The 2,558-nt window shown below is 37.0% G+C and carries 1 protein-coding gene and 2 pseudogenes; 1 reads left to right on the forward strand and 2 read right to left on the reverse strand.

The annotated features are described in order from the left end of the window. Both LEP1GSC194_RS21360 and LEP1GSC194_RS11015 read right to left on the reverse strand, forming a co-directional pair. A pseudogene (locus LEP1GSC194_RS21360) lies at positions 1-393 on the reverse strand (transposase family protein); the annotation flags it as partial. 8 nt (positions 394-401) lie between these two features. Beyond that, the gene (locus LEP1GSC194_RS11015) at positions 402-1,094 is read right to left on the reverse strand and encodes a restriction endonuclease (RefSeq protein ID WP_020773667.1); all 693 of its coding nucleotides are present in this window, start codon (positions 1,092-1,094) and stop codon (positions 402-404) included. Positions 1,095-1,477: 383 nt separating this feature from the next. Here LEP1GSC194_RS11015 and LEP1GSC194_RS11020 point away from each other — a divergent pair. Beyond that, positions 1,478-2,558 (forward strand): annotated as a pseudogene (locus tag LEP1GSC194_RS11020) (IS110 family RNA-guided transposase); the annotation flags it as partial.

Genomic DNA, 2,558 nt, shown 5'->3' on the forward strand with positions numbered 1-2,558 from the left:
AAAGCGCTGCCGCGTCCGATACATTCCCGCAGGCTTTGATTACATCGATTGCGAATTTTACAAACAACAACGTAAACCGGGAATACGGTTCGCTCCAAGGCAACTTTACGTTTCTTACGCCGTGAGCTTCACATTGAGCGCGTGGGATTCGAGCATGAATCAATGTCTGGAATTGCATCGTATCCAAATGGCGCCAGGTTCTTTTTTCTGTATGATCTTTCCGAGGACATTTTTTACCACAATCCGGACACTCTACAGCTTCCCCTCATCGTATGAGACTTCGATATCTACCTTCTTTGCTGCGATATTTAATTCTACGGTTTCAACCGACCAAGGTGATGAGATTCCTAAAAGGAGAGAGTAATGTTTTTCTAAGTTTTCGTTTGCGTTCATTAGGAATATTATTCATTGGTTATGTTATGATTTTGCAATGACGAAATTTGCTCGAAACTCATCTGCAACCTCTTCTCACCGTCATTTATGAAGTAGTTTCTTCCCACGAAATTCTCCGAAGGGCCTTCTTTGTTTAGTATTTTCAATGCTTGCTTGAGATACTGATTATTGTAAACATATAGTTGACTGCTTTTAAGGATCCTTTCGGTATTGAAATCTGAATTATTGTTTTCTGAGTTGTGTAAAATCCTTTTTAAAATGTTAGTGCTTGTAATCCAAAGTTTATAATATTTGTTTTCTAAATCGATATTCTCTGATTTTGATAAAATATTATTTAACTTGGATTCATAATATATGTCGTCATTGTTAATTAGATAAGGTTTTAGAATATTCCCAATTTCGTCCAATTGGCTTGGATTCAAGTCTAGGCTTGTAGCAAAAATATATCGCTTCGGAGGAGGATTGAGTATTTTGATTTTTTGTATTTCAATATTAACCGCTTTTTTTAAATTATTATAGTTTGTATATCGCTTTGCTTGAACGATAATTTCATTATTTATAGAACCGGAAAACCTACAATCTATCCCTTTATCTCTTCCTGCTTTAAAACTTTGCAAAGTAATATTTAATTCTTTTTGTATAATGTCTCGAATGAATGTCTCAAATTCTCGATCATCGAAAATATCGAATTTATAGCTCATAATCAAAAATTATCCTTTTCAAAACGGAATTATATGTAAAATAATAAAGGGAAGAATATAGATGTTAATTTAGTCTCAAATTTCAATCATTCTGAAATCATTAATTAGCCTTTGATAAATTGGATGACAACCGAGGGAACAATTAATTTGATATTTTAAAATCTATTTGTTAACAATCTCTTCGTGTTTAGGAATTATTATTAGTTTTCTATTAAGAGTCTGTCCCAAAACTCAAAGCAATTGCAGCAATTCGCGAGATTCTGATAAAATCGGATGGTTTTGGGACAAGCTCTAAGACAAAATGGCGCCGCTTCTGGGCTTGAAAACCGTGGGTTAGATGCAAGCATTTACCACAAAACAAGAAAACCAACAGAAGGAACGCAATGAAAAGTATATGTAGGAATGGATGTCCACAAAGAAACGATCAGTACGCGTATTTAACGAGCAACTCTAAGGAAATGGTGAAAGACCAACAGATAAAGCATAATGAGGTTCAGATCAAAAAATTCGTAAACAAACTAAAATCGGAAGGGAATGAAATACATTGTTGTTACGAAGCAGGAGTAACCGGGTATCCACTTTACAGATATTTAAATTCCTTAGGAGTGAATTGCACATTGATAGCACCGGGCAAGATCCCAAGACAAAGTTCGGACAAAATCAAAACGGATAAAAGAGATGCGATCAAGTTAGCGAGATTATTACGGAGCGGGGATTTAGAATCGATTCATATACCGAGCGAAGAGGAAGAAGCAGTAAGAGACTATTTAAGATCGCGTGACAGTCTTCGTTTGGATTTGGGAAGAAATCGTCAGAGGTTGATGAAGTTTTTATTAAGAAAAGGGAATGTATGTTCGGCAACAAAGTATTGGACAGTTAGTCACTACAAATGGTTGAATAATCTTCATTTTGAAAATGAGATCCTTCAGGAAACGTTTAACGACTATTACAGCCGGGTGAAAGTTCAAGAAAAGAATCTAAAAGCGATGGATCGAAAGATTCGGGGAGTTGCGGAAAGCGAACCGTTTAGAGAGCGAGTAGGATTCTTGAGATGTTTTCGAGGAGTAGATTACTTAACTGCAATGTTTTTACTCTGTGAAGTCTGTGATTTCAAGAGATTTAAAACAGCCGGTTCTTTCATGAGTTTCCTTGGCCTGGTTCCGGGAGAATATTTCAGTGGCTCCAAAAGAAAACAAACAGGGATCACAAAAATAGGAAGTCCCAGGCTTCGAAGGATTTTAACGGAAGCAGCTTGGCAACATCGGTATCCAGGAGTGGGAAGTAAAGCTGTGACTGCACGCAGAGTCGGACAACCTGCGTTAGTCGTCGCTTTAGCTGAAAAAGCGTCTCTAAGATTGCACAAGAAATTTCGTAATATGCAGCAAAGAGGAAAAACACCTCAAGTAATGATAACGGCAGTCTCACGAGAGCTATCCGGTTTTCTTTGGGCAGCGATGAATCTAG

The organism is Leptospira alstonii serovar Sichuan str. 79601 (genome assembly GCF_000347175.1).
Taxonomy (GTDB): Bacteria; Spirochaetota; Leptospiria; order Leptospirales; family Leptospiraceae; genus Leptospira; species Leptospira alstonii.

Bases quoted from the DNA above. Each gene is read 5' to 3' on its own strand.
- LEP1GSC194_RS11015 (WP_020773667.1), bottom strand. From the start codon at position 1,094: ATGAGCTATAAATTCGATATTTTCGATGATCGAGAATTTGAGACATTC.